General features: G+C 67.4%; 21 protein-coding genes. 15 read left to right on the top strand and 6 right to left on the bottom strand.

Features of this window, described 5'->3' with window-relative positions; genetic code table 11:
• Positions 1-40 precede the first annotated feature (40 nt).
• Both C4B30_RS19270 and C4B30_RS19265 read left to right on the top strand, forming a co-directional pair.
• Positions 41-1,735, top strand: a complete 1,695-nt coding sequence (locus C4B30_RS19270) for a VRR-NUC domain-containing protein (RefSeq protein ID WP_105132812.1) — start codon at positions 41-43, stop codon at positions 1,733-1,735.
• Positions 1,732-4,032 (top strand): ATP-dependent DNA helicase, encoded by a 2,301-nt coding sequence (locus tag C4B30_RS19265; RefSeq protein WP_105132811.1) that lies wholly within the window; start codon positions 1,732-1,734, stop codon positions 4,030-4,032. Before C4B30_RS19270 ends, C4B30_RS19265 begins: the two co-directional genes overlap by 4 nt.
• 104 nt (positions 4,033-4,136) lie before the next feature.
• Here C4B30_RS19265 and C4B30_RS19260 read toward each other — a convergent pair whose 3' ends face one another.
• Positions 4,137-4,907: an IclR family transcriptional regulator domain-containing protein gene (locus tag C4B30_RS19260; RefSeq protein WP_027783027.1), complete on the bottom strand. Its 771-nt coding sequence runs from the start codon at positions 4,905-4,907 to the stop codon at positions 4,137-4,139.
• 163 nt (positions 4,908-5,070) lie between these two features.
• Here C4B30_RS19260 and C4B30_RS19255 point away from each other — a divergent pair, with 163 nt between their 5' ends.
• Positions 5,071-5,304 carry an AbrB/MazE/SpoVT family DNA-binding domain-containing protein gene (locus C4B30_RS19255; protein ID WP_105132869.1) on the top strand — a complete coding sequence of 78 codons (234 nt, stop codon included), beginning with the start codon at positions 5,071-5,073 and terminating at the stop codon, positions 5,302-5,304.
• Positions 5,291-5,704, top strand: a complete 414-nt coding sequence (locus tag C4B30_RS19250) for a PIN domain-containing protein (protein ID WP_105132810.1) — start codon at positions 5,291-5,293, stop codon at positions 5,702-5,704. The genes C4B30_RS19255 and C4B30_RS19250 overlap by 14 nt, the downstream gene beginning before the upstream one ends.
• A gap of 72 nt (positions 5,705-5,776) precedes the next feature.
• Here the strand turns inward: C4B30_RS19250 and C4B30_RS19245 are convergent, their stop codons facing one another.
• Complete coding sequence (locus C4B30_RS19245; protein ID WP_027783030.1) at positions 5,777-7,078, bottom strand: UDP-N-acetylglucosamine 1-carboxyvinyltransferase; 1,302 nt, start codon at positions 7,076-7,078, stop codon at positions 5,777-5,779.
• Between the two features lie 241 nt (positions 7,079-7,319).
• On the opposite strand from C4B30_RS19245, the gene C4B30_RS19240 reads away from it, so the two are divergent.
• A complete protein-coding gene (locus tag C4B30_RS19240; RefSeq protein WP_234015439.1) occupies positions 7,320-8,060 on the top strand; it encodes an HNH endonuclease in 741 nt (246 codons plus the stop codon).
• A 33-nt stretch (positions 8,061-8,093) separates the two neighbouring features.
• Here the strand turns inward: C4B30_RS19240 and shiA are convergent, their stop codons facing one another.
• Positions 8,094-9,401: a shikimate transporter gene (gene shiA, locus C4B30_RS19235; protein WP_027783032.1), complete on the bottom strand. Its 1,308-nt coding sequence runs from the start codon at positions 9,399-9,401 to the stop codon at positions 8,094-8,096.
• A gap of 359 nt (positions 9,402-9,760) precedes the next feature.
• Between shiA and C4B30_RS19225 the strand changes: the two genes are divergently transcribed.
• Positions 9,761-10,888 carry a 4-hydroxyphenylpyruvate dioxygenase family protein gene (locus C4B30_RS19225; RefSeq protein ID WP_027783033.1) on the top strand — a complete coding sequence of 376 codons (1,128 nt, stop codon included), beginning with the start codon at positions 9,761-9,763 and terminating at the stop codon, positions 10,886-10,888.
• A 158-nt stretch (positions 10,889-11,046) separates the two neighbouring features.
• Here the strand turns inward: C4B30_RS19225 and C4B30_RS19220 are convergent, their stop codons facing one another.
• The 3 genes from C4B30_RS19220 to C4B30_RS19210 form a co-directional block, all read right to left on the bottom strand.
• Positions 11,047-12,387 (bottom strand): type II toxin-antitoxin system HipA family toxin, encoded by a 1,341-nt coding sequence (locus tag C4B30_RS19220; protein ID WP_105132809.1) that lies wholly within the window; start codon positions 12,385-12,387, stop codon positions 11,047-11,049.
• A 2-nt stretch (positions 12,388-12,389) separates the two neighbouring features.
• Positions 12,390-12,797, bottom strand: coding sequence for a helix-turn-helix domain-containing protein (locus tag C4B30_RS19215; RefSeq protein WP_105132808.1), 408 nt, complete (start codon positions 12,795-12,797; stop codon positions 12,390-12,392).
• Between the two features lie 473 nt (positions 12,798-13,270).
• Complete coding sequence (locus tag C4B30_RS19210; RefSeq protein WP_105132807.1) at positions 13,271-13,945, bottom strand: cation diffusion facilitator family transporter; 675 nt, start codon at positions 13,943-13,945, stop codon at positions 13,271-13,273.
• Between the two features lie 405 nt (positions 13,946-14,350).
• On the opposite strand from C4B30_RS19210, the gene C4B30_RS19205 reads away from it, so the two are divergent.
• The 9 genes from C4B30_RS19205 to C4B30_RS19165 all read left to right on the top strand — a co-directional run bounded on the left by C4B30_RS19205 (position 14,351) and on the right by C4B30_RS19165 (position 23,916).
• The gene (locus C4B30_RS19205; protein ID WP_105132806.1) at positions 14,351-14,947 is read left to right on the top strand and encodes a hypothetical protein; all 597 of its coding nucleotides are present in this window, start codon (positions 14,351-14,353) and stop codon (positions 14,945-14,947) included.
• A gap of 117 nt (positions 14,948-15,064) precedes the next feature.
• Positions 15,065-15,874 carry an alpha/beta fold hydrolase gene (locus C4B30_RS19200; protein WP_234015438.1) on the top strand — a complete coding sequence of 270 codons (810 nt, stop codon included), beginning with the start codon at positions 15,065-15,067 and terminating at the stop codon, positions 15,872-15,874.
• A 395-nt stretch (positions 15,875-16,269) separates the two neighbouring features.
• Positions 16,270-17,289, top strand: coding sequence for a DNA-binding protein (locus C4B30_RS19195; protein WP_027783039.1), 1,020 nt, complete (start codon positions 16,270-16,272; stop codon positions 17,287-17,289).
• Between the two features lie 169 nt (positions 17,290-17,458).
• On the top strand, positions 17,459-18,079 hold the full coding sequence (locus tag C4B30_RS19190; RefSeq protein ID WP_027783040.1) for a TetR/AcrR family transcriptional regulator: 621 nt from the start codon (positions 17,459-17,461) through the stop codon (positions 18,077-18,079).
• A 234-nt stretch (positions 18,080-18,313) separates the two neighbouring features.
• Entirely contained in the window at positions 18,314-19,372 is a 1,059-nt protein-coding gene (locus C4B30_RS19185; RefSeq protein WP_105132804.1) for an NADP-dependent oxidoreductase, read from the top strand.
• Positions 19,373-19,466: 94 nt separating this feature from the next.
• Entirely contained in the window at positions 19,467-19,766 is a 300-nt protein-coding gene (locus C4B30_RS19180) for a putative quinol monooxygenase (protein ID WP_027783042.1), read from the top strand.
• 148 nt (positions 19,767-19,914) lie between these two features.
• Positions 19,915-20,370, top strand: coding sequence for a (2Fe-2S)-binding protein (locus C4B30_RS19175; protein ID WP_006479019.1), 456 nt, complete (start codon positions 19,915-19,917; stop codon positions 20,368-20,370).
• Between the two features lies 1 nt (position 20,371).
• Positions 20,372-22,591 carry a xanthine dehydrogenase family protein molybdopterin-binding subunit gene (locus C4B30_RS19170; RefSeq protein ID WP_027783043.1) on the top strand — a complete coding sequence of 740 codons (2,220 nt, stop codon included), beginning with the start codon at positions 20,372-20,374 and terminating at the stop codon, positions 22,589-22,591.
• A gap of 14 nt (positions 22,592-22,605) precedes the next feature.
• Positions 22,606-23,916, top strand: coding sequence for a cytochrome c (locus C4B30_RS19165; RefSeq protein WP_027783044.1), 1,311 nt, complete (start codon positions 22,606-22,608; stop codon positions 23,914-23,916).
• The last annotated feature ends 5 nt before the right edge of the window (positions 23,917-23,921 follow it).

The raw sequence follows: 23,921 nt of genomic DNA, 5'->3' as shown, positions 1-23,921 counted from the left end.
TATGATTTCGACCTGTACAAATGTACAGTGATCGATCCCCGTGACGCCTGCCTCGCCGACGCCTCCGGCGTTTTACTACCTGACCAATTTCGAACGCGCGCTGGCCTGGCTCGGCGAGCGTTACGACGACCTGTTCGACGCGCACGAGCACGCGTTCGTGCGGCAGTTCGCGACGCTGCCGCAGGCGTCGCGCGCGCTGCTCGTGCGGATGCTGATGCGCAACGGGTCCGATTTCCGTGCGAGCAAGCTCGTGTACGACGAGATCGGCTGCACGCTCGACGCCGTCGCGCCGCTCGTCGCCGTCGGGTGGGTCGATCCGGCCCCGGCGCTCACGCTCGACGCGCTGTTCGCGTTGTCCACCAAGGCCGAGCTGCTGCGCATCTTTCCGTCGCTCGCCGCGCATGCGGGCGAACGCAAGGCCGACTGGCTCGACCGGCTGCGGCCCGCGCACGACGTCGCGCAACCGCTCGACGCGTGGTGCGCGCAGTCCGGCGACCGGGTGCTGCGCGTGACGGTCGGCGCGCTGTGCGACCGGCTGCGGCTGATGTTCTTCGGCAATCTGCATCAGGACTGGAGCGAATTCGTGCTCGCCGATCTCGGCGTGTTCCAGTACGAAAGCGTGCCGATCGCGCCGTCGTCGCGCGCATTCCAGCAGCGGGGCGACGTCGACGCGTATCTCGCGCTGCAGATGTGCCGCGACGCGCTCGAGGCATGGCCCGACGATCTGCCGTTCGACGACCTGATCCGTGCGCTGGACGCAGTCGGCTGTGCGCAGCCGTGGCTCGCGACGCGCCGCGCGAAGCTGCTGTTCGCGCTCGGCCAGGCGTGCGAGCGCCGTGCCGACTGGAGCACCGCCCTCGACGCGTACACGCGCAGTGCATGGCCCGGCAGCCGCCACCGGCGCATCCGCGTGCTCGAACGCTGCGGACGCGACGACGACGCGCTCGCGCTGGCGCTCGACGCACGCGACGGCTTCGAGAGCGACGAGGAGCGTCAGCGCGTCGAGCGCATGCTGCCGCGCCTGCAGCGCCGCGCCGGCCAGCGGGTCGAACGCGCGGCCGCCGCCGCGCACGTACCGCGCGAGACGCTCGTGCTTGCGCGTCCCGACGTGTCCGTCAGCGTCGAATTCGCGGTGCGCGACCATCTCGCGCAGCCGGCTTCGCCGGTCCACTACGTCGAAAACACGCTGATCAATTCGCTGTTCGGGCTGCTGTGCTGGGAGCCCGTGTTCGCGGCGGTGCCCGGTGCGTTCTTTCATCCGTTCCAGCGCGGCCCGGCCGACCTGCACGCACCCGATTTCGCCCTGCGCCGCGCGGCGGCCTTCGACGCATGCTTCGCGCAGCTCGATTCGGGCGCGTACCGCGACACGATCCGCCGGCATTTCGCGACGAAGGCCGGGCTGCAATCGCCGTTCGTGTTCTGGGGCGTGCTGACCGACGCGCTGCTCGACGAAGCGCTCGCCTGCCTGCCGCCCGAGCACCTGCGGCTGTGGTTCACGCGTCTGCTCGCGGATATCCGCAGCAACCGGTCCGGCCTGCCCGATCTCGTCCGCTTCTGGCCCGACGAACGCCGCTACGAGCTGATCGAGGTGAAGGGCCCCGGCGATCGGCTGCAGGACAACCAGACGCGCTGGCTCGCCTACTGCCTCGCGCACCGCATGCCGGTGCGCGTCGTCGACGTGGAGTGGGCCGGCGAGGGCGTCGCGCACGCCGAAGCGGCGGGGTTGTCCGCATGAGCTACGTCGTCGCGGTGCGGGCCATGTGCGAGTTCACCGCGCGGCGCGGCGATCTCGACCTGCGCTTCACGCCCGCGCCGACCGCGCTCGAAGGCATCGCCGGCCACGGCGCGGTCACGTCGAAGCGCGGCGCGCGCTACGAAACCGAGATCGCGCTGACGGGCACGTGGGGCACGCTCACCGTGCGCGGCCGCGCGGACGGCTACGATCCCGTGGCGAACCGGCTCGAGGAAATCAAGACCTATCGCGGCAGCCTCGACGCGATGCCGGCCAACCACCGCGCGCTGCACTGGGCGCAGGCGAAGATCTATGCACACCTGATGTGCGACGCGCGCGATCTCGAGGAAATCGACGTCGCGCTCGTGTATTTCGACATCGTGTCCGAGCGCGAGACCATGCTGACGGAAACGCTGGATGCCGCCACGCTCGCGACGTTCTTCGTCGAGCAGTGCGCGTGCTTCGTCGGGTGGGCCGAACGCGAGACGGCCCATCGCGCCGCGCGCGACGCGGCGCTGCGCGCGCTCGCGTTTCCGCACGGGCAGTTCCGCAGCGGCCAGCGCGAGCTGGCGGTGGCCGTCTATCGCGCGGCGCGCGACGAACGCTGCCTGATGGCGCAGGCGCCGACCGGCATCGGCAAGACGGTCGGCACCGTGTTCCCGCTGCTGAAGGCATGCGGCGAGGGCGAGCTCGACCACGTGTTTTTCCTGACCGCGAAAACGCCCGGCCGCGCGCTCGCGCTCGAAGCGGCGACGACGCTCGGCGCCGGCACGCCCGCGCTGCCGCTGCGCGTGCTGGAACTCGTCGCGCGCGACAAGGCGTGCGAGCATCCGGACAACGCGTGTCACGGCGAATCGTGCCCACTCGCGAAAGGCTTCTACGACCGGTTGCCGGCCGCGCGCGATGCGGCGATCGAGGCCGGGCTGCTCGATCGCGATACCGTGCGCACCGCCGCGCTCGCGCACGACGTCTGTCCGTACTACCTCGCGCAGGAGCTCGCGCGCTGGTCGGACATGGTGATCGGCGACTACAACTACTACTACGACGGCAGCGCGATGCTGCACACGCTCGCGCAGCAGAACCAGTGGCGCGTCGGCGTGCTCGTCGACGAAGCGCACAACCTGCTCGACCGCGCCCGCAAGATGTACAGCGCGTCGCTCGATCCGTTCGCGTTCGCAGCCGCGCGCGAAGCCGCGCCCGCGGCGCTGCGCAAGGCATTCGACCGGCTCGCGCGCGCATGGGGCACGCTCAACCGTGCGCAGGCCGAGCGCTATGTGGCCTATCCCGACGTGCCGGGCCCGATCGTGTCGGCCGTGCAAAACCTCGTCGCTGCGATCGGCGAACACCTGACCGACGCGCCGCGCGCGAACGGCGACGCACTGCTGCGCTTTCACTTCGAGGCGATCCAGTTCGGCGTGCTGGCCGAAGCGTTCGATAGTGCATCGATCTTCGACGCGACGCTGCATGGCGAGCCCATGCCGCGGCAGCCCGCGCTCGACGGCGTCGCGACGGCCGGCCGCCGGCGCCGCGTCCAGTCGACGCTGTGCGTGCGCAACGTGATCCCGGCCGGTTTCCTGGCGCCGCGTTACGACGCCGCGCGCGCGACCGTGCTGTTCTCGGGCACGCTGAGCCCGTTCCATTTCTATCGCGACACGCTGGGGCTGCCCGGCGATACGGGCTGGCTCGACGTCGACGGGCCGTTCCGCGCCGAGCAACTGACGGTGCGCGTGGCGAGTCACGTGTCGACACGCTGGCGCGACCGCGACCGGTCGCTCGAACCGATCGCCGACCTGATCGCCGCGCAATACGCGGCGCGGCCCGGCAACTATCTCGGCTTCCTGAGCAGCTTCGACTACCTCGGGCGCGTGGTCGCGCTGATGCAGACCCGCCATCCGGACGTCCCCGTGTGGGCGCAGGCGCCCGGCATGGCCGAAAGCGAGCGCGACGCGTTTCTCGCGCGCTTCGACGCGGGCGGGCGCGGCGTGGGCTTCGCGGTGCTGGGCGGGGCGTTCTCGGAAGGCGTCGACCTGGTCGGCGAGCGGTTGATCGGCGCGTTCATCGCGACGCTCGGACTGCCGCAGGTCAACGACATCAACGAGCAGATGCGACGCGCGATGGACGCGCGCTTCGGCAACGGTTACGACTACATGTACCTGTACCCGGGGCTGCAGAAGGTCGTGCAGGCGGCCGGGCGCGTAATCCGGACCGAGCACGACGAGGGCGTCGTGCATCTGATCGACGACCGCTATCGGCGGCGCGAAGTGCGCAATCTGCTGCCGCGGTGGTGGCGGATCGGGTGAAGGGCAAAAACCGGCCGACGGACTGCCGGTTGCGGCGCAGGGCGTTATTCGTCCAGTAGCGGGGTCGCAGGCGTCGCGTCGGGCCGATCGGCGAGCAGCGTGCGCTACAGCACGTTGAGCATCGCGAGCGCCGCTTCCTGCAGATGCGGCAGCACGCGCCGCACGGCCGCGTCGGTCGTCTCCGCGCCGATCGGCATGTTCGTGCTTAGCGCGGCGACGACTTCGCCGTGACGGTTCTTCAGCGGCACCGCGATCCCGCGCACGCCGACCTGCAACTGCTGCTCGATCGCCGCGAAGCCGGCGTCGCGCGCCTGGTCGACCTGTTCGAGCAGCCGCGCCTTGTTGGTGATCGTGTTCGGCGTGAACGGCGGCAGTTCGGTCTCGTCGAGCCACGCACGCACGGCTTCGCGATCGGGATGATGGGCGAGCAGCACGACACCGGGCGACGTCAGCGGCGCCGGCACGCGCGCGCCGAGCACGAAGCCCGTCGTCATCACGCGCGACACGCCGTTGCGCGCGATGAACACGAGCTCCCAGCCGTCGAGCACGCTGACGTACGCCGATTCGTTCAGCGACGCGCTCAGTTGCTGCAGATAAGGCTGGACCGTGCGCGGCAGCCGCGCCGAATCGAAGTACGACCACCCGACGCGCAGCACGCGCGGCGTGAGGCCGTACAGCTTGCCGTCGGTGTACACGTAGCCGAGCGACTCGAGCGTCAGCAGGTAGCGCCGCGCGGCCGTGCGCGTGAGGCCGGTGCGCGCGGCGGCCTGCGTGGGCGTCATGCGCGCGTGCTGGCTATCGAATGCCTCCAGAATCATCAGGCCTTTTTCGAGGCCGGCAATCCAGTCGCGTCGGTCGAGATCGGGCTTTTTCATCGTCACAGGTGGGCGGTGGATGCGCGGTGTTCGCGCGGGAGTGAGCGATTATCGCGCGAGTCATGAGGTAACGGGACGCGGCTGAAGGCCATTGTCCATTCAGTCGAATTGCGGATTCGCGCCGAAGATATACAGTCTGTGGCGTATATCTATGGAGACGCATATGCAGGTCGCAAAATGGGGCAATAGCCTCGCAGTTCGTCTTCCGGCCAGTGTGGTCGACGCACTGGAACTTCGCGAAGGCGACGATATAGAGATCGTGGTCGTCAGTCCCCGCGTTTTCGCGGTAAGCCGCAAGCCGAGGCCCGACGAGCTTCTGGAGCGGCTGCGGCGTTTCAGGGGCAAGTTGCCCGCGGATTTCAAGTTCAGCCGGGACGATGCGAATGAGCAGGATTGAGACGGAGAAATCGTTCGTCGACAGCAATGTCGTGCTCTATCTGCTGTCCGAGGACGAAACCAAGGCAAATCGTGCGGAGGCGCTGTTTCTTCGGCGGCCAACCATCAGCGTCCAGGTGTTGAATGAGGTCGCCAGTATCTGCAACCGCAAATTGAGGATGCCGTGGCGCGAGGTAGGGAAGTTTCTGGAGCCGATCAGGAGTTTGTGCCATGTCGTGCCGCTCACCGTCGATGCGCACGACCTCGCGCGGCGGCTGGCGGAGCGGTATCGCCTGTCCTTCGACGACGCATGCATCGTGGCAACTGCGTCGATCGAGGGGTGCGAATATCTGTACACAGAAGACATGCGCGACGGCTTGCAAGTGGACGGCGGTCCGGTATTGCGCAACCCGTTTGCTTGAGGACGGGCGAACCGGAAAAGCGGAGGAACCGGATGCGACGCGACCGTTACGCGCGCCGCATCCGTCATGACCTTACTCGCTGCTCGTCCACTCGACGTTCGCGCCGACCGAACGCAGGTTCTCGACGAAATGCGGATGCGCGCGGCGGATCGGCAGCGCGTTCATGATTTCCGAGCGGCCTTCGATGCTCGCGGCCACCATCAGCAGCGCGATCGCGACGCGAATGATGTACGGGCTCTCGACGCGCGCCGGCGTCAGCTGCAGTCCGCCGAACGTGATCAACCGGTGCGGGTCGGACAACAGCACGTGCGCGCCGAACTTCGACAGTTCGCCGGACCAGCCGAGCGCGCCGTCGTAGACCTTGTTCCAGAACATCGCGCTGCCTTCCGCGCGCACGCCGAGCGCGATGAAGATCGGCAGCAGGTCGACCGGCAGGTACGGCCATGGCGCGGCCTCGACCTTGGTCAGGATGTTCTGCGTGAACGGCCGGCGCACGCGCAGCGGGCCGTCGCGTTCCGCGCGCGACCAGCCGTCGCGGTGCGTGACGGTGACGCCGAATTTCGCGAACGTGCGGTCGATCAGCGGGAAATGCTCGGGCGACGAATTGCGCACCGTGATGTCGCCGCCCGTGATCGCGCCGAGCGCAAGGAACGTCGCGATTTCATGGAAATCCTCGGCGAAGCGGAACTCGCCGCCGCCGAGCTTGCGGCCGCCCGTCACGCAAAGCCGCGACGTGCCGATGCCCTCGATCGCGACGCCGATCATCGCGAGGAACTGGCAGAACTCCTGCACGTGCGGCTCGGAGGCCGCATTCATCAGCGTCGATGTGCCGTTCGCGGTCGTCGCGCACAGCGCGAAGTTCTCGGTGGTCGTGACCGACGCGTAGTCGAGCCAGTGATCGTTGGCCGTCAGCGGCCCGTCGGTACGGACGATCAGCGAATCGGGCGTGCGTTCGATGTGCGCGCCGAAACGTTCGAACACCTCGACGTGCGGATCGATTTCGCGCACGCCGAGCGTGCAGCCTTTCACGTCGTTCTCGAGGCGCGCGACGCCGAAGCGCGCGAGCAGCGGCGGAATCAGCATGATCGACGAACGCATCGCCTCGGGCAGCCGATGGACGGCCGGATCGAACTTCGTGTCGCGATGGTGCAGCTCGAGCAGACCCGTCGTGAAATCGACCGACACGTCGCTGCCGAGCGTGCGGAAGATGTCGAGGATCTTGCGCACGTCGGTGATGTCCGGCACGCCGACGAGGCGCAGCGGCTGATCGGTCAATAGGGTGGCGCACAGAATCGGCAGGACGGCGTTCTTGTTCGCGGACGGCTTGATGTCCCCGCGCAGCGGAGTGCCGCCGTGGACGATGAGATTCGACATGATATGGGGGCGTATCGGTGACTGACGTAGGCCCATATGATGCCATTGGTCGGCACGCGGCGTGGAATGTTCGGAGGGAGAAAAGGGGAATCGGCGCGCGAGATTGACGGTGTTTGACGTTGGGCGTGAGCGGTACCGGCATGCCAACCGAGAAATCGTCCCGCAAAAATGAAAACGACCTGCCGCGGCCAACTGGATCGGAATGGTTCCTTATCTCGTAAAATCGAGATCGGATTCCCGAATGCGGCCGTTCATGTCAACACCATCTCCCCAATCTCCTTTAAATGAAGACGTTTCTGCGAACGCTGACGGGCGGCCGTGGACGCATGATGAACTCCGTTCTTCCGTCGATGAATATCTCAAAATGCTCGAAAACGAGCGCACGGGGCAGCCATACGTCAAGAAAGCGGTGTACGACAGGCTGGCCGGAGAGTTCAATCGCACGGCGAAAGCGTTCGAGTACCGGATGCAGAACATTTCCTATGTGCTGGCGCTGATGGGCCGCCAATGGCTTTCCGGACTCAAGCCGGCAAAGAACGTCGGCGCGAACGGCGTGCTGATCGAGCAGTTCATTAACGAACTGGAGCAGCGGTCGGCTGCTCCGACCGTCAAATTCGAACTCGACGTGCGCGACGCGTTGAAAAAGACGCAGATTGCGCCACCACCGGGCAACGCGAATCCTGCTGCCACCAGTGCGACCGTGACCCAAATTCGTCGTGATCCGTCGGTCAAGGCTTGGGTGCTGACACAAGCAAACGGGACTTGCGAATGTTGTAGCGAACCCGCCCCGTTCAAGGGGGCCGACGGGCTGCCGTACTTGGAAGTCCACCACGTCCGCAAGTTGGCGGAGCGGGGCCCCGATCTCGTATCGAATACGGTGGCCGTTTGCCCGAACTGCCACCGCGAGCTGCATTACGGCGAGAGCGCCCGACAACTCGTCGAACGCCTCTACGCGCGCTTGCCGCGCCTCGTTCGCGCGTAATCGGCGACGCTCGTCGGCCACGCGCTCACTGCGTCACCGCGCCGCTCGCATCCGCGCGGCGACCACCAGCGAGATCAGGCAGCCGACCGCCAGATAGCCGGCGACGAGGTGCCACGAACCGCCTGCCACGCTGACGAGGCCGACCGCGATGAACGGCGTGAACCCGCCGCCGACGACGCTCGCGAACTGGTAGCCGACGCCCGCGCCGCTGTAGCGGTATTCGGCGCCGAACAACTCGGTGAACAGCGGCTGCTGGACGCTCACGACCATGTCGTGCGCGGCGTTCGCCAGCAGGATCGAGAAGATCACGATCCACGCGATCGATCGTGCTTCCAGCGCGACGAAGAACGGCACCGCGGACGCGAGGCCGATCAGCGCGCCGATCAGGTAGATGCGGCGCAGGCCGTAGCGGTCGGCCAGCCACGCGAAGCACGGGATCGTCACGCAGCTCACCGCCCCCACCAGCAGGCCGATGTTCAGGAACAGGTCGCGCGACATGCCGAGGTTCGTCGTCGAATAGCTGAGCGCGAACGCGGTGACGATATACATCGTGAACAGTTCGGCGAGCCGCAGCGCGACGATCAGCAGGAATGCCTTCGGGTGGCGCGTCAGCGCTTCCAGCACCGGCAGGCGCAGCTTGCGGTTGCCGTGCTCGACCTTCTCGACGAACTCCTGCGATTCGTCCATGTTCTTGCGCACCCACAGCCCGATCAGCACCAGCACGATGCTGAACACGAACGGCAGGCGCCAGCCCCACGACTTGAACGCGGCCTCGCCGAGCGTATGGCTCAGGATCGATACGATGCCGGTGGCCAGCACGAGTCCGACGCCGTAGCCGACTTGCACGCCGCTGCTGTAGAACGCTTTCTTCTGTTTCGGCGCGCTCTCGACGGCCATCAGCGCCGCGCCGCCCCATTCGCCGCCGACCGCGAAACCCTGGATCGCGCGCATCAGCACCAGCAGCACGGGCGCCCACCAGCCGATCGTCGAGAATGCCGGCAACAGGCCGATCGCGACCGTCGACAGCCCCATCAGCATCACGGTCAGCACGAGCATCCGCTTGCGGCCGAGCCGGTCGCCGTAGTGGCCGAACACGATGCCGCCCAGCGGCCGGAACAGGAAGCCGACGCCAAAGGTGGCGAACGCCGCCAGCGTGCCCATCGTCGGGCTGACTTTCGGGAAAAACTCGGAATTGAACACCAGCGCGGCGACGATCCCGTACAGCAGGAAGTCGTACCAGTCGACGACGGCGCCGACGAAGCTGCCGACCGCGGCCTTGCGGGCCTGGCTGCGTGCTCGGGCGCTGGCGGCAGCGTCGAGGGTGTCGAAGGTGGGGGTCATGGCGATGTCTCCTGGCACGGCGCATCGTGGAATCGTGGCGGCGCCGCGTCCGATGCTGCATTGAAGTCGATGGGTGAACGGAGAATAGGGCGCGGGCCGCACGGCGGCAATTGGCCAATCGGATAATGTGCGCGATTATCGTTCAATTCCGTGCGATTACCGAACGCTTTTCGGGTTTGCACTAGGCGGCGCGGCGATATCCCGTTCGGCCGGGGTGTGCCGCCGTGAACGATCTGGTTAAAATCTGCAGCATCGACAACGCGCCCGTTCGGGGCGGAGGCGAGGCCGCCGCATCGGCCGCGCATGCCGCACGCGACAGGCGCAATCGCCCCATCGACCGCATGCCCCCGGAGACTGGAATGCCCGGCAATTCCCACCCCTTGTCCAGCGATACGCCGCCCGTCGCCGATCCGGCCGCCAATCCGCTCGGGATGGCCGGCCTCGAATTCGTCGAATTCGCGGCGCCCGTGCCGGAAGCGCTCGCGCAGCGCTTCGAGCAGTTCGGGTTCAAGGCGATCGCGCGGCACGTCAGCAAGAACGTCACGCTGTACCGGCAGGGGCAGATGCATTTCCTGATCAACGCCGAGCCCGATTCGTTCGCCGCGCGCTATGCGGAGGAATACGGGATGGGCGTCTGCGCGATCGGGTTGCGGGTGGCGAACGCCCGGCGCGCGTTCGAGCGCGCGATCCAGCTCGGGGCGTGGGCCTTCGAAGGCGAAAAAGTCGGCGTCGGCGAGCTGAAAATCCCGGCGATCCAGGGCATCGGCGATTCGCACCTGTATTTCGTCGACCGCTGGCGCGGGCGGGACGGCCAGCGCGGCGGCGTCGGCGACATCTCGATCTTCGACATCGATTTCCGGCCGATCGACATCGCGACCGCACATACCGATCTCGACTGCGCGGGCGTCGGCCTGCAGCAGGTCGACCACTTCACGCAAACCGTCGGCGCGGGCCGCATGCGGGAGTGGCTGGATTTCTACCACGACCTGCTGCATTTTCGCGAGATCCATCAGATCGACGCGCACTGGCATGTGTCGGAGGAGTCGCGCGTGATGGTGTCGCCGTGCGGCGCGGTGCGGATTCCGGTCTACGAGGAAGGCACGCGGCGCACCGAGCTGATGCATGCGTACCTGCCCGACCATCCGGGCGAGGGCGTGCAGCACGTCGCGCTGGCCACCGACGACATCCTGTCGTGCGTCGATGCGCTGCGTGCGAACGGCGTCGAATTCATCGAGCCGCCCGCACGCTATTACGACGACGTCGACGCGCGGCTGCCCGCGCATGGTGTCGATCTCGACGCGCTGCGCCGCCGCGCGGTGCTGGTCGACGGCGAGATCGGCAGCGACGGTGTGCCGAGACTGTTCTTTCAGACCTTCGTCAAACGTCGCCCCGGCGAGATCTTTTTCGAGATCGTGCAGCGCAAGGGGCACCACGGGTTCGGCGAGGGCAACCTCGCGGCCCTCGCCCGCGCGCGCGACGCCGGCTGAACGATCCGGCGGCGGCGGTCGGCACGCGGTTCGGCGCGGGGCGTTCGAAGTCCGTATCTGCGGCGGCGTAACTGCTTCGGTCCCGTCAGGACCGCCGGTCGACCGAGGGTCGAAGTATTGCGGCGAAGACCGACAGCCCGTCGCGGCCGGTCGGTTTGTCACGCCGGATCGCCCGCCGCGAGTTTGCGGCTTTGCCGACGCATGCCCGCGAATATCGCGTCTGCCACGTCCGCCGGAAAATCCGCCGGGATCTGCGCGGCGGCTTCGGCAATCGCGGGCTCCGTTCGTGCTGCGACGGCCGTCATCGCGGCCCGCACGTCGTCTTCGCTCAGGCCCACGCGCCGGCCCTGTGCGATCCAGTGGCGCGGCTGGATTTCCCCGATCACGTAGTGCCGGTTCTTCCCGCAGACGGCCATCGCCAGGCGCGCGCGGCTCGGCGGGATTTGATTGCGGCGCGTACCGATGATCGGATGCGCGGACAGCACGTCGTACAGCGGCGTGCTGCGATACGCATTACCGGGCAGGTGCGCGATGCTGAAATTCTTCGCGTGGCCGTCGATCGCCGCCAACACCCAGAACACGAGTTGTGCGACAAAGAAATTCATCCGGTCACGGGAAGCGTCGGCCGAATTCGCGAGGATGCCCATGATCGTCTCGATGCCGGGGCCGCCGTCCGTTTCGTATTTCGCCCCCGACGGCGTGCCGGTCGCCTGACACATGTCCTCCTGCGGCAGCCGCACGATCCACGAGCCGTCGCGCGACGGGCGCCGGTCGAAGCGCTCGACGATCAGCGCCTTCTGATCGTCGAACCGGCCGATATCGCACGGTGCGACCGGCAAGCCGTACGCGGCGACGATCTTCGAGCACAACCATTCGTTTTCGACGGACGTGCGCATGTCGGCCTGCATGTTGCCGACGCGCCCGAGCGGCAGCTTGAAGATGTGGGTCGTCGGCGTGCTGCCCGACGGCCGCAGCCAGCGGTTGCGCTGACGCAGCAGCGCGGTCTTTTCCTGCGCGCCGGCAATCGACAGGCGCAGGTCGCCGTCCGGTTCCCCGCGGCCGGGCAGCGGCGTCGCGGTCGCGTGGCGCAGCACATCGGCAACGGCTGCGTCGTCGAGCGGCGCGCCTTCGATTCCCTCGAGATTGACCGGTATCTCGTCGGGCGGCAGCATTTGGATCGCGCCGACGCAATCGCGGCCGATCGACGCGAGCAATTCGAACGGCGCTGTCGATCGGAGCCGGTAACGCTGCGCGATGCGGCGGCGGATCGGCTCGCTGTCCGGCAGCAGATTGTCGAAGTAGTCGGCCACGATCGCGCCCTGGTGCGGCTGGTTGCCGGGCGTGAAGGGCAGCGACAATGACAGTGGCCGGCCCTGGGGATCGTCAAGCCAGTCCGGCAGGTAGACGAGACGCTCGACCCCGCGCCGGATTTCCCAGTAGCCGACAGGAATGCCGTTCATCCACAGGTCGAGCCGGTTGCTGCGGGCGCGTGCGACCATCGTCACCAGTCCTCCCGCTCCGAGACGCGTGGCGTGGCCCGAGTCGTCGCTGTCGGGCGCATCCGCGCAGTTCCGACGGCGGCCCCGGTCGGGGTTGTCGCGGCCGGGGTGCCGCGCTTGCTCGCGCCCGGCTGGCGGCGCGCCACCGGTTCGGCAGCGGAAGCCGAATCGGCCGCTTCCGCCGGTGCATCCCGCTCGTCGAGGCTGAGCATCATGCGAACGCCGAGCGCGTTCATCACCTTGAAAAGCCGTTCGATGCTGACCGCGGACGGGTTGGCTTCGAGCTGAGCATAAGATTGCTGGGTGATGCCGAGGCGGGCGGCCAGTTGTGCCTGCGTGAGCCCCGCGGATTTGCGGAAGCCGACGAGGATCGGGCGCAACTGGGTCAAGGTCTGGACAGGAAAGGCCATCGGGCGCTCCGCGAGATGACAGGCGATCGTTTGTAATCGGAAAATACAGTCTATGGCATGTATCGTCAAAATACAAACTGCAGACTGTATTAACAAAAAACAAGCAATAGCCTGTTACACGCAGCCTAATCGGTCAATTCGCCTGTGGTCGTCGCGCACGACACCCGCGCATCGCCCCGTCACGCCGCCGGCGGAGCATACGTGTGCGTCGCGGGATGCCGTGCAAGACGTCCCGATACTCCATTGGGCGAAACCGTCCCATGCTGTATGCCGCGGCTGTTGTTCGGCGGCGCTCGTGCGGATTTTGCCCGGGAGTGTCGTGCCGCCCGGGTGGGCGGTAGCATCGGTACGCCAAGAACTCCATGCCGATGGCGACATCACGCAAAGGAGGCTCGCGGGGGCGAGCCTCTTCTTCATCCCGTGCAGTCGATCACGCGTATCGAAGCACCAACGCGCGGCGCGACTATCCGCGTTCACGACCCGCGCGTCGAGCGATTCGCCCAATCGGCCAATGCCGGCCACTGCGCACAGCCGCGCCGGATGAACCCCGCGCCCGTGCGGATCACGAGCGCGCCGATCGCGAGCGCGGCCAGATCGTCGAGATGGCCGAGGCCGAGTAGCGCCGCGCTCATCGCGAGCGCCGCGAGCAACGACGACAGCGCATCGGTGCGCACGTGCCAGCCGCTCGCCTCGAGCAGCGCGGAGCCGGTCTCGCGCGCCTTGCGCAGCATCCAGTACGACAGCACGGCCTTGCCGGCGAGCGTGACGGCAACCAGCACGAGCGCGGTCGGGCCCGGCTGCACGACGGGGGGCGTATCGAACCGGGTCAGCGCATGCCAGATCATCTGCGCGCCGGTCGCGGCCAGTAACGCGCCGAGGCCCGCGAGTGCGAGCGGCTCGTAGGTCGGGCGTCGCTCCGGCGGCAGGCGCGCGTCGAACCGGCAGGCGACGAGGATCAGTGCATCGGCCGCGAGATCGATCGCGGCGTGCGCGACGTCCGCGAGCAGCCCGGACGAATGCGCGGACCATGCCGCCGCCGTCTCGACGGCGAGCAGCAGCAGATTGACCGCGAGGCTGACGGCGAGGGCGCGGGACGTGGCTGCGTAAACGTGGGGCGAGTGGGGCGTGGCGCGCGACGGGCGCTGCATGGCGGATCGCTTGTCGGAATCGGGGCGGGTTCGAACGTTACCGGCCTACGGTGGCACGCGAATGACAGACGCAACGAAGGCGCTGGGCGAGGATTTGGCGCACGGCAATCCACTTCCCGATAACCCCGTCGCGCTCCACGCTTTCTATCCTGCTGAAAAAATTACAGCGCGCGTTCATTTGGTAGCGAATTCGACGGCATCGCTTGATGCTGCCGCGCCATCGGCGCAGGCCGTTCGAGCGAGCGTCGAAGCGCGACAAGCGACACTGCCCGCTTGCGGCAGGACCGTGATTTGCTTGCGCGACGGCCCGGCATGTTCGCCCAAACGGCGTATGGGGCGGGTTCTCGCACGCCATCGGGCACCGCCGAGCACCGAAATGGACTGCCCACTCGCTCCAGCAACCAGATGCACGACAGCCAACGCCTTTCCCCGCCCGACACGATGCGCGAATCAAGCACGATCGTCGTCAGCCGCGTCGTTCATCCGGGGCGGGAGCGGCAATTCGATCGATGGGCGCGCGAGATCGACGCGACAGCGCGGCGTTACCCGGGGCACCTCGGCAACGTCCGCCTGAGCGATTCAAGCGGCATCAACTACCTGATTTATCGTTTCGACTCGCCGGAGCATCTGCATGCGTGGGAGGCCTCCGGGGAACGCCGAAAGCTGGTTGCGAAGGGCGACCAGATATCGGACGAACATCGCGACGCCGCGATCGGCATGGATGCGTGGTTCGCGATCGCCGGCAAGCCCGCCACACCGAAGTGGAAGACGTTTCTCGTGACGTGGCTGGCCGTTTATCCGGTCCTGCTGTCGATCACCTACCTTCTGAATGCGCTCCTTCCCGCCCTGGAGCGTCCTGTCCAACTCGCGCTCAGCTCCGCACTCCTGACTTCGTCGCTGACCTGGATCATCATGCCGTTCCTCACGAGGCAACTTCGGCCATGGCTGCTCCGGGGCGTGAAGCAGGTCGACAGGTTGAGCGACCGACAAAGTAACGGATGACGACCCATGCAGAATGAACAATCGATGTCAGGGATGCCGGCGGCCGGCCTGCCGCCCGGTTTCGATCGACGATTCAGCCGGCACTACGCGCAGGTCGACGACGTGCGCCTCCATTACGTGACCGGCGGCCCGGACGAAGGCGAGATGGTGCTCCTGCTGCATGGCTGGCCGCAAACCTGGTACACGTGGCGTCACGTGATGCCGGTGCTGGCGGAAGAGGGGTATCGCGTCGTCGCGGTCGATTACCGCGGCGCGGGCGAATCCGACAAGCCGCTCGGCGGCTACGACAAAGCCTCGATGGCAGGCGACATCCGGGCACTCGTCCGCCAGTTGGGCGCGACGCGCATTCACCTCGTCGGCCGCGACATCGGCGTGATGGTGGCCTACGCGTACGCCGCGCAATGGCCCGCCGAGATCGTGAAGCTTGCGATGCTCGACGTTCCGGTGCCGGGCACGCGCGTCTGGGACGAAGCGAAGGCCCGTGCCGATCCGCAGCTCTGGCACTTCGGATTGCATCAGCAGCGCGATATCGCGGAAATGCTGATTGCGGGCAAGGAGCGCGCGTACATTCTCGATTTCTACAAGAAGAGAACCCACGTCCCGCTGTCGGACGACGATATCGGCGTCTACGCCGCCGCTTATGCAGCCCCCGGCGCGCTGCGCGCCGGCTTCGAACTCTATCGCGCGTTTGCGCAGGACGAGACGCAGTTCAAGGCGTTCATGAAGCACAAGCTCCCGATGCCGGTGCTGGCGCTCGCCGGCGACAAGAGCAATGGCACCAAAGAGATCGACATGGCTAGGGAACTGGCGCTGGACGTGCGCGGAGCCGTTGCGCCGAACACCGGGCATTGGCTGCCGGACGAGAATCCGGCCTTCCTGACGCGACAGTTGATCGACTTCTTCAGGGAAGCGGCGCCCGGCCGCTGAAAGCCGGCGCGCTTCGTGCCGCCGTCGCACGCACGCTCGTGTTTCGTTGCCGCGCGTGTGGCGCGTGGCGCGATCGTATTTGTCCGGCTGCTGCCGTGCAAAGGGCGGCTGTCCCGATCCCGTGATTTACCCGTGCCGGCCGGCTGCGAATTCGGTTGGATGCCGGCCGCCTGCAGGCGGCTCACTCGGCGACTCAGTGGGCCATGACCCGGTAGGGGATTCCAGCATTTCGACGCCGCACCGCGCCACGCCGTAATCAGCGGGGCCGGGCGTGCACGTCTTCCGCCAGCCAATTCTCGACATTATAGAAATAATGTCAAATCGTCGCCGGCCGATGATTGGATATTTAACGGTTTACGTTATATTATTTACGAAATTCCAGACAACAATCGACCATGTCCGACCTCGCTGCCGCCGAACCCCGCCTGACCGCCGAAATCGAGCGCCTCAAGGCCGACTTCCCCAAAACGCGCGAGCTGTACCGCGAAGCCTGCGCGCTGCTGTTCTTCCGTTTCGGCATCACGCCGACGGCGAACCGCCTGTACCAGCTCGTTCGCAAGGGCAGCATGAGTACGCCGACGGCCGTTCTCGGCGAGTTCTGGGCCGAGCTGCGGGAAAAAAGCCGTGTGCGCATCGAGCATCCGGACCTGCCGGCCGATCTGCAGGCAGCGGCGGGCGAACTCGTCGCGGCGCTGTGGAACCGGTCGAGCACCGACGCGGCAGCGGCGCTCGACGCGTTGCGCACGGAAGTCGAAGCCCAGCGGGCCGCGGCGCAAACGGAAGTCGCGACGTTGCAGGCCGAACTGGCCCGAACCGAAACCGCGCTGGAGCAACGCACGGCCGCGCTGCTGGCTGCGCAGGTCCGCATTCAGGAACTGGAGCAGGCGAGGGCGGCGGACGATGCATCGCGGCAAGCGCTGCAAGCGGATATCGAACGCCTGAAGGCCGACAACGCGGAGGGCGATCGTGCACTCGCCGAGGCGCGTGCGGATTTCACCGCCCAACTCGACCGGTTGCGCGACGACGCCGGCCGCGCCGAGGAGCGGCTGCGCGCATCGGAGAAGCGGGCGCTTCAGGAAATCGATCGCGAGCGGCTCGCCGCCGCGCGATTGCAAAAGGAACTCGACGCGGCGACATCGCGCGCGGAACAACGCGATGCGCAGCAGCGGAAAGACACAGCCGCACTACAGGCTCAACTTGGCGACGCGCTGCATCGCTGCGGCGTGCTTCAGGGGCAGCTCGACGGCGCACTGGCGGCGGAGGCAGCGCGCGGCAACGAACTCGATGCATTGAGGCGCGAGATGGCGGCGCTGGTGCGCCGGCCGCCGTTGCGCGGCGTCAAGATCGCGCCGGCCGCCGAACGTAGCGAGCGACGGGCGCGCACGAGAAAGCGCGCCGGCGAGGCGCCGCGCTGACAGCGCAACCGAGTCGCCGCCATGACGCAACACGCGCATACGACTCAGACAGACGAGAAGCGCGCCAGCCAGACATTGGGCCTGCGACGGGGATCGGGTAAAGTGCCGCTCAACATGCCGGCTCGACGTTACTAGACGACCGGTCTAATCGTTGCTACCATACGCCATCATGAATGCATCGTCAGGCGCCGAAGTCCGCCAGCACATCCTGAATATCGCGAAGCCGATCATGCTCCACAAGGGGTTTTCGGCGGTCGGTCTGAACGAGATTCTCGCCGCGGCGGGCATCCCGAAGGGCTCGTTCTACCATTACTTCGGCTCGAAAGAGGCATTCGGCGAAGCGCTGCTCGAATCGTATTTCGAAGGCTATCTCGCGCATCTCGACAATCTGCTCGAGCAGCAGGCCGGCACCGGCGCCGAGCGGCTGATGACGTACTGGGGCAACTGGCTGCACACGCAATGCGCGGACGATCCGGAAGGCAAGTGCCTCGCGGTGAAGCTCGGCGCGGAAGTGTCGGATCTGTCGGAAGCGATGCGCACGGTACTGCGGCGCGGCACCAGCCAGATCATCGAGCGGCTCGCGGGCGGCATCGAGGCCGGCCTCGCCGACGGTTCGCTGAGCGGCGTCGACGATCCGTCGTACACGGCCGCGATCCTGTACGAGCTGTGGCTGGGCGCGACGCTGCTGGAAAAGATTCACCGCAACCGCAAACCGCTCGAAAGGGCGATGGTCGAAACGCGGCGCATGCTGAACCTGCCGCCGGCCGCGCACGACGGAGCGCAGTCGTAATCCGGGCGCGCATCGGCGCGCCTTGTTTTTGCCCTGATTCTAGACGACTGGTCTACTCAATCGTTCATGACGAATGCCTCACGCCGCGTTACGCTGTCCCCATCGCTCCACCCGCCTGCCTGCGACCGCACCGGCTCGATCGCCGATGGCGCCGCGGGCGCGCACTTCCCGCTGGTCCATCCCTGATCCGAGCGTGCCCACGCAGCACGTTCATTCCTGTTGACGGAGGCTCACATGCCGCAAAGCAAGACTGCAAACCGCCAGATCGTCCTGAATTCGCGCCCGGTCGGCGCACCGACGCCGGACAACTTCCGCGCCGAAACCGGTGACGTGCCGGTGCCTGGCGCAGGCCAGGTGCTGCTGCGCACCGTCTGGCTATCGCTCGACCCGTACATGCGCGGCCGGATGAGCGATGCGCCGTCCTATGCGCCGCCGGCCGAACTGGGGCAGCCGATGGTCGGCGGCACGGTCAGTCGCGTGGTGGCGTCGAACCTGCCGGCGTTTCGCGAAGGCGATCTCGTCGTGGCCGGAGCCGGCTGGCAGGACTATGCGCTGTCCGACGGGCGCGACCTGATCCCGCTCGGCCGCGACTTCGCGCACCCGTCGTACGCGCTCGGCGTGCTCGGCATGCCGGGCTTCACCGCGTACACGGGGCTGCTGCAAATCGGCGAACCGAAGGCCGGCGAAACCGTGGTCGTCGCCGCGGCGAGCGGCGCGGTCGGCGCGGTGGTCGGCCAGATCGCGAAGCTGAAGGGTTGCCGCGTGGTCGGTGTCGCGGGCGGCGCCGACAAGTGCGCGTACGTGACCGGCACGCTCGGCTTCGACGCGTGCGTCGACCATCGCGATCCGGCGTTTGCCGCCAAGCTGAAGGACGCGTGCCCGAACGGCATCGACGTTTATTTCGAGAACGTCGGCGGCGCCGTGTTCGACGCGGTGTGGCCGCTGCTGAACGACCATGCGCGCGTGCCCGTCTGCGGAATCATTGCGCACTACAACGATGCGGCATACGACGACAAGGCTGTGTCGACCGGCCGTGACCGCGTGCCGGCGCTGATGGGCGCGATCCTGCGCAAGCGCATCCGCGTGCAGGGTTTCATCATCCTCGATCACTATGCGACCGGCTATGCGCCGTTCCTGAAGGACATGAGCGAGTGGGTCGCGCAAGGCAAGGTGAAGACGCTCGAGGACGTCGTTCCCGATCTCGCCGACGCGCCGCAAGCGCTGATCGGCTTGCTCGCCGGCAAGAATTTCGGCAAGGTCGTCGTGCGGCTCGGCCCGGACGAATTGGCCTGATCCCTCCGCTCGACGACATACGACCACTGCACGCTGGCGTCGCGAGACGCCGGCTTGTGGCATGCTCGTTTCCGTTTTCAAAGGAGTGGAAAAAATGGCGCTTCACGTGATTGCTTCGCTGTTCCCGAAACCCGAACACGCGCAGGCCGCCGAGGCCGAACTGCGCAGCCTGGTCGCCAAGACGCGCACCGAACCGGGCAACCGGCGCTATGACCTGTTCCGCGAGCAGGACGGTTCGCCGAACCTGCATCTGTATGAAATCTACGACGACCAGGCGGCGTTCGACGCACACCTCGCGAGTCCGCATTTCGGCGAATTCCGCAGGAAGTCGGCCGACTGGTTCACCGCACCGTCGGTCATCAAGGTGCTGTCCGGCATCGACGTGGCCGAGTAACGACGCAAGCATGCAACACCACCGCCGCGGCTCGTCCGCACCCGGGCCGCGCGGCACCCGTTGCGCACGACGCAACGGCGACGACGACCACACGGCGCAGCGTGCCCCGTTCGCGCCGCTTCCCCAATACAACGGCCCCGGAGGCTGAATGATCACCCTCAACATCAACGGCGAAACCCGCTCGGTCGACGCCCCCGACGACATGCCCTTGCTCTGGGTGCTGCGCGACGTCGTCGGCCTCACCGGCACCAAGTTCGGCTGCGGGATCGCGCAATGCGGCGCGTGCACCGTGCATCTCGACGGCGTTGCCGCGCGTTCGTGCGTGCTGCCGGTCGCGGCCGTCGCGGGCCGCAAGATCACGACGATCGAAGCCGTCGGCGCGACGCCGGCCGGCCACAAGGTCCAGCAGGCCTGGCGCGAGCTCGACGTCGTCCAGTGCGGCTACTGCCAGTCGGGGCAGGTGATGGCCGCCACCGCGCTGATCGCATCGAACCCGAACCCGAGCGATGCCGACATCGACGCGGCCATGGCCGGCAACATCTGCCGCTGCGGTACGTACCACCGGATTCGCGCGGCCGTCAAACAAGCCGCGAAGGAGGCCTGACATGTCGCGAGGACTGATCGAAGCAGGTCGGGCCGGCACGGGCGTGTCGCGCCGGTCGTTCCTTAAACTTGGGATGTCGCTCGGCGCAGCGGCCGGCGGCGGCTTGCTGCTCGGCTTCAGCCTGCCGGCGGCGGGCGACGACGCACGCCGCTCGGTGATCGGCGGCGACGCAGCCGAACCCGCTGCGCCCGGCGTGTTCGCACCGAACGCCTTCGTGCAGATCGACCGCGCCGGCAAGATCACGCTCGTGATGCCGAAGGTCGAGATGGGTCAGGGCGTCTACACGGCGCTGCCGATGCTGATCGCGGAAGAACTCGAAGTGCCGCTGTCGAGCGTGACGCTCGACCATGCGCCGCCGAACGAGAAACTGTTCCTCGATCCACTGCTCGGCGGCCAGCTCACCGGCGGCTCGACGTCGGTGCGCTACGCGTGGGAACCGCTGCGCCGCGCGGGCGCCACGGCGCGCACGCTGCTGGTCGCGGCGGCCGCGAAGCAATGGAACGTCGATCCGGCCAGTTGCCGCGCGGCGAACGGCGAAGTGCAGCATCCGCCGAGCGGCCGGCGCGCATCGTACGGCCAGTTGGCCGACGCCGCGGCGAAGCTGCCGGTGCCGAAGGACGTCGTGCTGAAGAAGCCGGCGGATTTCAAGCTGATCGGCACGCCCGCGAAGCGCCTCGATTCGCCGGAGAAGGTCGACGGCACCGCGCAGTTCGGGCTCGACGTGCGCGTGCCCGGCATGCTGTATGCGGTGATCGTGAACAGCCCGGTGTTCGGCGGCACGGTCGCGAGCGTCGACGACACGGCCGCGAGGAAGATCCCCGGCGTGCGCCAGGTCGTGCGCGTCGACAACGCGGTCGCGGTGGTCGGCGATCACACGTGGGCCGCGAAGCGCGGCGCATCGGCGCTCGTCGTGAAGTGGAACGAAGGCGCGGACGCAAAGGTGTCGACGAAGGATCTTTTCGCGGATCTCGCGCACGCGGCGGCGAACGGCAAGGGTGCGGTCGCGCGCAAGGAAGGCGACGTCGGCAAGGCGTTCGCGAACGCGAAGACGCGCGTCGACGCCGTCTACGAACAGCCGTTGCTCGCCCACGCAACGATGGAGCCCGTGAACTGCACGGTGCACGTGCGCGGCGACGGCTGCGAGATCTGGGTCGGCACGCAGGTGCCGACCCGCGTACGCGACACGGCGCAGCAACTGACCGGGCTGTCGCCGGACAAGATCGTCGTGCACAACCACCTGCTCGGCGGCGGGTTCGGCCGGCGGCTCGAAACCGACATGGTCGGCCAGGCCGTGAAAGTCGCCAAACAGGTCGATGCACCGGTGAAGGTGATCTGGACGCGCGAGGAAGACGTCCAGCACGACATGTACCGCCCGTGCTACTACGACGCGATCTCGGCCGGCCTCGATGCGAACGGCAAGCCGGTCGCGTGGCAGCACCGGATCGTCGGCTCGTCGATTCTCGCGCGCTTCGCGCCGCCCGCGGTCAAGGACGGCGTCGATCCCGATGCGGTCGAGGTCGCGGCCGAACTGCCGTACGACCTGCCGAACCAGCTCGTCGACTACGTGCGCCAGGAGCCGCGCCACGTGCCGACCGCGTTCTGGCGCGGCGTCGGGCCCACGCGCAGCACGTTCGTCGTCGAGAGCTTCATCGACGAACTGGCCGCTCAGACCAAGACCGACCCGGTGCAGTACCGCCGCGCACTGCTCGACAAGACGCCGCGCGCACGCAACGTGCTCGACGTCGCGACGAAGGCGGCCGGCTGGGGCGCGTCGCTGCCGAAGGGGCAGGGGCGCGGCGTGTCGGTCATGCATGCGTTCGGCAGCTTCTTCTCGATCGTCATCGACGTCGCGGTGGACGGCGGCGAGGTGCAGGTCAAGCGCGTCGTGTGCGCGGTCGACTGCGGCATGTATGTGAATCCGAACACGATCGAGGCGCAGGTGCAGGGCGGCATCATCTTCGGGATCACGGGCGCGCTGTACGGCGAGATCACGATCGAGGACGGCCGCGTCGTGCAGACCAACTTTACCGACTACCGAATGATGCGAATCAACGAGGTGCCCCCGATCGAAGTCCATCTGGTGAAGAGCGGGGAGGCGCCGGGCGGGATCGGCGAGCCCGGCACCGCCGCGACCGCGGCGGCGCTGTCGAACGCGATCTTCGCGGCCACCGGCACGCGGCTGCGCAAGCTGCCGGTCGGCAACCAGCTGAAAACGGCCTGAGGGAGGGAACGACCATGCGACTTCTCACCCCGAACCTGAACCTGAATGCGCTCCGCGCATCGTTGCTCGCGCTGTCCGCCCTGGTGGTCGGCACGGGCGCGCATGCCGCGCAGACGGCGCCCGCCGACAGCGCGCTCGTCGCGCGCGGTGCGTATCTCGCGAAAGCCGGCGACTGCGTCGCGTGCCACACCGCGCCACGCGGCACGCCGTTCGCGGGCGGCCTGAAGATGGTCACGCCGATGGGCGCGATCTACACGACTAACATCACGCCCGATCCGGACACGGGCATCGGCGGCTATACCGAAGCCGAGTTCGCCGGCGCGTTGCGCAAGGGCGTCGCGAAGGACGGCCACAACCTGTATCCGGCGATGCCGTATCCGTCGTACGCGAAGCTGAAGGACGACGACGTGAAGGCGCTGTATGCGTACTTCATGCACGGCGTCGAACCGGTGAAGCAGGCGAACCGTCAGTCCGACATCCCGTGGCCGCTCAACATGCGCTGGCCGCTCGCGTTGTGGAACATGGTGTTCCTCGACACGACGCCCTACGCGGACAAGCCGGCGAAGGATGCGACGTGGAACCGCGGCGCGTATCTCGTGCAGGGGCTCGGACACTGCGGGTCGTGCCACACGCCGCGCGGCGTCGGCTTCCAGGAGAAGGCGCTCGACGAAAGCGGCGCGGCGTTCCTGTCGGGCGCATCGATCGACAACTGGTTCGCGTCGAACCTGACCGGCGAGCACAACACCGGGCTCGGCCGCTGGAACGAGGCCGACGTCGCGCAGTTCCTGAAGACCGGCGCGAATCAGCACGCGACCGCGTTTGGCTCGATGGTGAGCGTGATCAACCACAGCACGCAGGAACTGACCGACGACGATCTGGCCGCGATCTCGCGCTACCTGAAATCGCTGCCGGCGGCAGGCGGCACGGGCGCGCCGCCGTACCGCTACGATCCGAAGGCGACGCAGGCCGCGCTGGGCCGACCGGCAACCGATCCGGGCGCGAAGGTGTATAACGCTTACTGCCTGCATTGCCACGGTGTGGACGGGCGCGGCTATGCGCCGCTGCTCGCGCCGCTCGCCGGCAATCCGAACGTGCTCGAGGCCGATGCCTCGTCGCTGATCAACGTGACGCTGAACGGCAGCGACACGCTCGTGATCGGCGGCGTGCCGTCCGCCTATCCGATGCCGGCATTCTCGAACCAGTTGAACGACCGGCAGATCGCCGACGTGCTGACGTTCATGCGCGCCGGCTGGAACAACGGCGCGCCGGCCGTGCAGGCGGCGGACGTCGCGAAACTCCGCAAGGCGACGGCGGCCGCGCACTGAGCGCG

Origin of the sequence: Burkholderia sp. BE12, from assembly GCF_002959955.1 — a bacterium.
GTDB lineage: Bacteria > Pseudomonadota > Gammaproteobacteria > Burkholderiales > Burkholderiaceae > Burkholderia.
This window is presented reverse-complemented; position numbering and strand designations above follow the sequence as displayed.

Coding starts and splice junctions, on each gene's coding strand:
- C4B30_RS19265 (WP_105132811.1), top strand. CDS start 1,732: ATGAGCTACGTCGTCGCGGTGCGGGCCATGTGCGAGTTCACCGCGCGG.
- C4B30_RS19260 (WP_027783027.1), bottom strand. CDS start 4,907: ATGAAAAAGCCCGATCTCGACCGACGCGACTGGATTGCCGGCCTCGAA.
- C4B30_RS19255 (WP_105132869.1), top strand. CDS start 5,071: ATGCAGGTCGCAAAATGGGGCAATAGCCTCGCAGTTCGTCTTCCGGCC.
- C4B30_RS19250 (WP_105132810.1), top strand. CDS start 5,291: ATGAGCAGGATTGAGACGGAGAAATCGTTCGTCGACAGCAATGTCGTG.
- C4B30_RS19245 (WP_027783030.1), bottom strand. CDS start 7,078: ATGTCGAATCTCATCGTCCACGGCGGCACTCCGCTGCGCGGGGACATC.
- C4B30_RS19240 (WP_234015439.1), top strand. CDS start 7,320: ATGCGGCCGTTCATGTCAACACCATCTCCCCAATCTCCTTTAAATGAA.
- shiA (WP_027783032.1), bottom strand. CDS start 9,401: ATGACCCCCACCTTCGACACCCTCGACGCTGCCGCCAGCGCCCGAGCA.
- C4B30_RS19225 (WP_027783033.1), top strand. CDS start 9,761: ATGCCCGGCAATTCCCACCCCTTGTCCAGCGATACGCCGCCCGTCGCC.
- C4B30_RS19220 (WP_105132809.1), bottom strand. CDS start 12,387: ATGGTCGCACGCGCCCGCAGCAACCGGCTCGACCTGTGGATGAACGGC.
- C4B30_RS19215 (WP_105132808.1), bottom strand. CDS start 12,797: ATGGCCTTTCCTGTCCAGACCTTGACCCAGTTGCGCCCGATCCTCGTC.
- C4B30_RS19210 (WP_105132807.1), bottom strand. CDS start 13,945: ATGCAGCGCCCGTCGCGCGCCACGCCCCACTCGCCCCACGTTTACGCA.
- C4B30_RS19205 (WP_105132806.1), top strand. CDS start 14,351: ATGCACGACAGCCAACGCCTTTCCCCGCCCGACACGATGCGCGAATCA.
- C4B30_RS19195 (WP_027783039.1), top strand. CDS start 16,270: ATGTCCGACCTCGCTGCCGCCGAACCCCGCCTGACCGCCGAAATCGAG.
- C4B30_RS19190 (WP_027783040.1), top strand. CDS start 17,459: ATGAATGCATCGTCAGGCGCCGAAGTCCGCCAGCACATCCTGAATATC.
- C4B30_RS19185 (WP_105132804.1), top strand. CDS start 18,314: ATGCCGCAAAGCAAGACTGCAAACCGCCAGATCGTCCTGAATTCGCGC.
- C4B30_RS19180 (WP_027783042.1), top strand. CDS start 19,467: ATGGCGCTTCACGTGATTGCTTCGCTGTTCCCGAAACCCGAACACGCG.
- C4B30_RS19175 (WP_006479019.1), top strand. CDS start 19,915: ATGATCACCCTCAACATCAACGGCGAAACCCGCTCGGTCGACGCCCCC.
- C4B30_RS19170 (WP_027783043.1), top strand. CDS start 20,372: ATGTCGCGAGGACTGATCGAAGCAGGTCGGGCCGGCACGGGCGTGTCG.
- C4B30_RS19165 (WP_027783044.1), top strand. CDS start 22,606: ATGCGACTTCTCACCCCGAACCTGAACCTGAATGCGCTCCGCGCATCG.